The following is a 6432-nucleotide window of genomic DNA, read 5'->3' as shown; positions in this document are numbered from 1 at the left end:
GGGCGCTGGCCGCGACGCTCGCCCGCGCCGCCAAGCCGCTCGACATCGCCGTCACGGCCACGGAGGCGGGGCTCGACATCGACGTCCGGGGGCTGGGGCCGGCCTCGGAGGGGCTGCGGCTGAAGCTGGTGCAGCTCGCCGACCGGCTCGATCTGGCGCGGCTCGCGCTCCACGGCGACGTGGTGGTGGAGCGGCGTAAGCCGCTCATCGCCATGGGCCGCGCCCTGGTGACGCCCGCGCCCGGCGGCTTCCTGCAGGCGACAGCGCTCGGCGAGGCGACCATCGTCGATCTCGCGCGCGCCGCCATCGGCAAGCGCAAGAAGGTGGCGGACCTGTTCTGCGGCGTCGGCGCGTTCGCGCTAAGGTTCGCGGAGACCGCCGAGGTCTACGCGGCCGAGGCCGACCGCAAGGCGATCGCGGCGCTCGACGCCGCCGCCCGCAAGGCGCCCGGCCTGAAGCGCATCCGCGGCGAGACCCGGGACCTGTTCCGCCGCCCCCTCACCGCGGCGGAGTTGAACGGCTTCGACGCCGTCGCCTTCGATCCGCCCCGGGCGGGCGCGGAGGCGCAGGCGCGCATGATCGCGGAATCGAAGGTCCCGCTTGTGGTCGCGATCTCCTGCGACGCCGGCACGCTCGCCCGCGACGCCGCGATCCTGACCCGGGGCGGCTACCGGCTGACGACGCTGACCCCGGTGGACCAGTTCCGCCACTCCGCCCATGTGGAGGCGGTCGGCGTGTTCGAGCGGCGATAGAGCCCGAACCGCCCGATCAGCCCTTCTGGCGCTCCCGCGCCTTGGCGATGGCGGCCCGGAAGCGCTCCTCGTCGGGGGCTTCCGCCACCAGCAGCGGCCCGACCAGATAGATCGGCGTTCCGGGAAAGCCCATGCCCTTGGCCTGGGCGTCGTTGCGCTTGAGCAGAGCGACGATCGCCGCGTCGTCCCGGGCCGCGTCCGCCTTCAGGCGGGCCATGTCGACGCCAGCCGCCGCGACCGCCTCGTCGAGATCGGTGACCGGCCGGCTCGCGCCTTTGAGCGCCATCAACGCCTCGTGCGCCGCCTCGTAGCGCCCCTGCCGGTGGGCGGCGAGCGCGAGCTTCGCGCCATAGACCGAGGTCCGCCCGAGGATCGGCCAGTCCTTGTAGACGAGTCGCGTCCGGCCGTCGGCGCGCACCGCCCGCTTCAGCGCCGGGGCCGAGGTTTTGCAGTAGGGGCAGTTGTAGTCGAGGAAGGCGACGAGGGTGACGTCGCCGCGCGGGTTGCCGCCGACCGGCGCCGCGGGATCGCCCACGATCATGTCGCGGGAGAGGTCGTCCGCCGCCGCCGCGCCGGGCAGGACCGCGCCCACGGCGAGCGCGCCCGCGCCGCGCACCAGAGCCTCGCGCCGTGTGATCGTCATGTTCCGCCCTTCCCTCGCGTCTCGCCGCGTCTCCCGCATGGCGGACGACGGCGGCTTTCCCATGGCGCGGACCGCGGACGCGGGACAGCAAAAAAGGCGGGCTCTTGGGGAGCCCGCCTTCCAGTGAGGCGCGAGACGGTTATGGGAGAGCCCGTCCCGCGCCGCGAGGGTTCGTTGCGATCAGGCGCGAGCCAGCGAGCTCTTGCCGTCGGTGGTGGTCGCCGGGTCGAGGGTCGCCGGGTTGGCGACGCCGGAGCGGCGGACGTGCTCGGCGAGGACCGGGCGCAGGGCGACGATCGCGAGGAAGGCGGCCAGCAGGTCCATGGTGGCGACGGTGTAGAGCACGGTGGCCCAGGTGCCGGTCGCTTCCATCAGCAGGTTGCCGACCGGGACGAACAGCGCGCCGATGCCCTTGGCGCAGTAGAGCACGCCGTAGATCTTGCCGATGTGCTTGGTGCCGAAGGCGTCGCCGGCGAGAGCCGAGAACAGGGAGTAGACTTCGCCCCAGGCCAGGAACACCACGCCGGACAGGATCAGGAAGGCGTAGGGGTTATGGCCGAAGTAGCCGAGCGCGATGATGCCGAGGCCTTCGAGGGTGAAGGCGATGACCATCGTCTTCTCACGGCCGATGTTGTCCGAAATCCAGCCGAACAGCGGGCGGGAGATGCCGTTCATGATGCGGTCGAGCATCAGGGCGAGCGGCAGGGCGGCCATGGTGAAGAAGTAGAGGTTGACGCTGTAGTTCTTGACGCCGAGGTCCTGAGCGATGACGCCGAGCTGAGCGACCGCCATCATGCCGCCGGTCACGACGCAGATGAACATGAAAAACATCAGCCAGAACAGCTTGGTGCGCATGGCCTCCGTCAGCGTGTAGTCGCGACGGGACTGGGCGAGCTTGTCCGAGACCTTCACTTCGTCCTTGGACGGAGCGCGCAGGAACATGGCGGCCACGAAGGCCAGGATGCCCTGCAGGATGCCGAAGAACAGGAAGGTGGACTGGAAGCCCGACGACTGGATCATCGAGGCGATCGGCAGGATGGTCGCCGCCGAACCCATGCCGTAGCCGCCGGCGGTCAGGCCGACCGCGAGGCCGCGACGGTCCGGGAACCACTTCAGGGCGTTGTTGATGCAGGTGGCGTAGATGCAGCCCACGCCGATGCCGCCCACGGCCGCGCCGAGGTAGAAGCCCGACAGCGAGGTCGCCTGCGAGTTGATGACCCACGACAGGCCCATGAACACCGCGCCGAACGCGACCATGGCGCGCGGGCCGTACTTGTCGATGAAGTAGCCTTCGATCGGCGTCAGCCAGGTCTGCACCAGCACGAAGATGGTGAAGGCGATCTGGATCGAGGCGCGGTCCCAGCCGAAGGTGGACTGGATCTCGGGGACGAACAGGGTCCACGCGTACTGGATGTTGGCGGTCGCGATCATGCAGACGACGCCGACCACGATCTGCGTCCAACGTTTCCGTTCGGAGACGTTTGGCCTCAGCGCGGGATTGGAAGGTTGGCTCACTGGACTTTCCTCTCTCTTCGGTCGGCCTTGAGGCCGTTTATGTCGTTGTTTTTCGCCGATCTCTTGGACTTCCGTCCTATCGGCGTTTTTCCACAGAAGCGGCGCGCGGAACCCCTCTTGACACCATTCGGGGATCCCGCCGCTGAGAGCGGCCTTTTCGGCCTTGAATTGGCGCTGGGCTGAGACTGAACGCCGCAGACGTCGCGTCATTTGGTCTCTTACATCGACCCGTTCCGCCTGATCGGCCTCCGCCCGATCCGTCGTCGCGGGCCAGTGCGACAGTTTAGCTTACTCTTTTTTGCATAACTGGCATGCAAAATATGGCATGCCAGCGCCGAGCAGTTAAAGCGTCAGCAAGGTGTTCGGGCTTCACGTCTGCGTGATACACGGGCTGCGCGCCGATCGGCCGTTGAGCCTTTATCTTTCATTCCAACGACTTAACGCGAAGAGCCGTGGAACGCCAAGTCGGCGTGTCGCGGCGGGAACCCCTTGTGGATTTGCCGCGCCGCACACAAATCACCCAATCGCGTGGAATGTGGCGAATGTAGGCTGGGACGTGGTCGACCAGAGACCGTTCCGGCGTCAGATCCAGCGCCAGCCGGACGCGTCAAACGCAAGCGCGCGGCCCTGAACGATGTGCATCCCGTGGAGCTTTTCCCGCGCCACGCTGCCCAGCATGGCGAGCAGCGCGCGCGACACGCCGCCATGGGCGACGAGCACGGCGGGGCCTTCGATCTCCCGCAGCGCGGCGCCGATCCGCTCCGACAGATCCTCGTAACTTTCGCCGTCCGGCGGCCGGTAGGACCAGCGATCCGCGTCGCGGGCGCGCGCCGCCCCCGGATGGCGCTCGCGAATCTGCGCCATGGTGGAGCCTTCCCAAGCGCCGAAGGACAGCTCCTTCAGCCGGGGATCGGTGCGGAAGTCGTCGGGAGGCAGGCCAAGCGCGGCCCGCATCAGCCGCATGGTCTCCGTCGCCCGCATCAGCGGGCTTGCGACGAAGACGCGGCCTTCGAGCGTGAGATCGGCGCTAGCGATCAGACGCCCCACGGCGGACGCCTGATCGCGGCCGCGGGCGTTCAGCGGAATGTCGGTCTGGCCCTGCAGCCGGCCGTCGGCGTTCCAGTCGGTCTCCCCGTGCCGGACGACGATCAGATCGCGGGTCACCCCGTGACCGACATGTCCGGCGCGTCGGGGTTCTTCATGCCGACGATGTGGTAGCCGGCGTCCACGTGGTGGACCTCGCCGGTGACGCCTCGTCCGAGATCGGACAGCAGGTAGAGCGCGCTGTCGCCCACCTCCTCGATCGACACCGTGCGGCGCAGCGGCGCGTTGTACTCGTTCCACTTCAGAATGTAGCGGAAGTCACCGATGCCGGAGGCCGCGAGCGTCTTGATCGGGCCGGCGGAGATGGCGTTGACGCGGATGGCGTTCGGGCCGAGGTCGGCGGCGAGGTAGCGCACGCTCGCCTCGAGCGCGGCCTTGGCGACGCCCATGACGTTGTAGTGCGGCATCCACTTCTCGGCGCCGTAATAGGTCAGCGTGAGGATCGAGCCGCCGTTGGTCATCAGCTTCTCGGCCCGCTGCGCCACGGCGGTCAGCGAGTAGCAGGAGATGAACATGGTCTTGTTGAAGTTGTCGGCCGTGGTCTCGACATAGCGGCCGTCGAGCTGGTCCTTGTCCGAGAAGGCGATGGCGTGGACCACGAAGTCGAGCCCGCCCAGAAGCTCGCCGGTCTTCTCGAACACCGCGTCGATGGTGGCGGCGTCGGTCACGTCGCAATGGCCCACCACCTCGGCGCCCAGTTCGGCGGCCAACGGCTCCACGCGCTTCTTCAGCGCGTCGCCCTGATAGGTGAAGGCGAGCTTCGCGCCCGCGTTGGCCGCCGCCTTGGCGATGCCCCAGGCGATGGATCGGTTGTTGGCGACGCCCATGACCAGGCCCCGCTTGCCGGCCATCAACCCCTGGGACACGGTCATAAAACACCTCTCGCAGCGCACAACGCTCGTCTGCGGTGGCTATGGCATAGGCGCCGGGGGCCTTCAAGCCGCCCCGGCCGCAACCCCATCACAGCGCGTTTCAGTGAGCGACAATTTTCACCGCTCACGTCCGTGGGTCGTAGGCGCCCTCGTCGCGCATGGCGCGGGCGAAGGCCTCGAGCTTCGGATCGCCGCCTTTCGGCAGGGCGATGCGCAGCTCCACCAGCAGGTCGCCGGCCGAGCCCGGCTCGCCGACGCCCTTGCCGCGCAACCGGAGCGTGCGACCGCTGTCCGAGCCCGGCGGCACGGTGAGCTCCACCTGCCCGTCGAGGGTCGGCGCGCGCACCTTCGCGCCCAGCACCGCCTCATAGAGCGTCACCGGAACCTGCACCCGCACGTCCCGTCCGTCGGCCCGGAACTGGGAGTCGGGCGCGACCTGAATCGTGATGATCGCGTCGCCGGGAGCGCCGCCGAGGCCGCTCGGCCGTCCCTGCCCGCGCAGGCGGATGCTCTTGCCGGGCTCGATTCCCGCCGGAACGGTGACGTTCAGCTCCTTGCCCGTGGGCAGGCGCACGCGCCGCTTGCCGCCCCGCGCCCAGTCCCGGAAGGGCACGGTCAGCTCGACCGCGACATCCTCGCCGCTCGGGGGCTCGCCGCCGAAGCCGCCGCCCGCGAAGCCGCCCGGCCCACGGGGACGCCGGCCGCCGAAGGCGCCCAGAATGTCCTCGAAGATGTCTTCCGAGCCGCCGGCCGACCGGCCCCGACCGCCGAAGGGCGAACCGCCGCCGAAATTGAACTCGTGATGCGCGCCGCGCGGCCCCGCGCCGGAACCGCCGCCGGGAAAGCCCTGGAAGCGGGGCTTGCCCTCGGCGTCGATCTCGCCGCGGTCGTACTGGCCGCGCTTCTCCGTGTCGGAGAGCAGATCGTAGGCGGAGCTGATCTCCGCGAACTTCTCCTTCGCGGAGGCGTCGTCGGGCTTGTGATCCGGGTGCCAGACCTTGGCCAGCCGCCGGAACGCTTTCTTGATCTCGGCGTCGCTCGCCTGGCGCGTCACGCCGAGCACGTCATAGGGATCGCGCATCGCGTTCTGAATGTCCGTCCTTGCAGAGGGGGCGTGAGCGGAGGTCGCCGCTCCGCCGCCGTTGCCGGCAATGTGGGGAAAATGTCACTCAAATGCAACAGTGGCGGCGCGCGTCCCGTGCGGATCAGGCGCCCGCCCGCGCGGCGCGGATGGAGACCGCCTCCCAGTAGCCGGCGGCGGTGCGGCAGGCGGCCCCCTCCAGCCGCTGCTCCCGGCCGGCCATGCTGTAGCTGGCGGCGAAGGGACGGCACAGCGCCCCGTTCTCCGTGGTGGGCGCGGCGGATGCGGTGAAGGAGCCGTAGGCGCCGCTGTCCGGATTGGCCCAGGGCACGGAGGCGTTGGGCGACGCCGCGCCCATGGCGAGGCCGAGCGCGCCGCGGGCGTAGGTCCAGTCGGCCGGCGACAGCGCCGGGTCCACGGCGACGGTCGATGTCTGGGGAGCGGCGTAGGCCGACGGCGTGGCGG

Annotated in this window: 6 protein-coding genes and 1 pseudogene; 1 reads left to right on the top strand and 6 read right to left on the bottom strand. The window is 69.6% G+C overall.

Translation table 11 applies throughout. The features are described from left to right. Positions 1–752 (top strand): annotated as a pseudogene (locus tag ACFQ4O_RS13720) (RNA methyltransferase); the annotation flags it as partial. A 16-nt stretch (positions 753–768) separates the two neighbouring features. Here ACFQ4O_RS13720 and ACFQ4O_RS13715 read toward each other — a convergent pair. From ACFQ4O_RS13715 to ACFQ4O_RS13690, 6 genes are all read right to left on the bottom strand, one after another. Beyond that, on the bottom strand, positions 769–1395 hold the full coding sequence (locus ACFQ4O_RS13715) for a DsbA family protein (RefSeq protein ID WP_378776263.1): 627 nt from the start codon (positions 1393–1395) through the stop codon (positions 769–771). Between the two features lie 180 nt (positions 1396–1575). Beyond that, positions 1576–2886 (bottom strand): oxalate/formate MFS antiporter, encoded by a 1311-nt coding sequence (oxlT, locus tag ACFQ4O_RS13710; protein ID WP_378776265.1) that lies wholly within the window; start codon positions 2884–2886, stop codon positions 1576–1578. Between the two features lie 606 nt (positions 2887–3492). Then, a complete protein-coding gene (locus ACFQ4O_RS13705; RefSeq protein WP_378776261.1) occupies positions 3493–4074 on the bottom strand; it encodes a histidine phosphatase family protein in 582 nt (193 codons plus the stop codon). Beyond that, positions 4071–4886, bottom strand: coding sequence for an enoyl-ACP reductase FabI (gene fabI / locus ACFQ4O_RS13700; protein ID WP_378776259.1), 816 nt, complete (start codon positions 4884–4886; stop codon positions 4071–4073). Before fabI ends, ACFQ4O_RS13705 begins: the two co-directional genes overlap by 4 nt. Positions 4887–5010: 124 nt before the next feature. Next, positions 5011–5967, bottom strand: a complete 957-nt coding sequence (locus ACFQ4O_RS13695) for a DnaJ C-terminal domain-containing protein (protein WP_378776257.1) — start codon at positions 5965–5967, stop codon at positions 5011–5013. A gap of 124 nt (positions 5968–6091) precedes the next feature. After that, positions 6092–6432: RT0821/Lpp0805 family surface protein (locus ACFQ4O_RS13690; RefSeq protein WP_378776255.1), on the bottom strand; the 341-nt coding region annotated here is incomplete at its 5' end.

This window comes from Methylopila musalis, assembly GCF_042679725.1.
In the GTDB taxonomy this organism is placed as follows: Bacteria; Pseudomonadota; Alphaproteobacteria; order Rhizobiales; family Methylopilaceae; genus Methylopila; species Methylopila musalis.
This window is presented reverse-complemented; position numbering and strand designations above follow the sequence as displayed.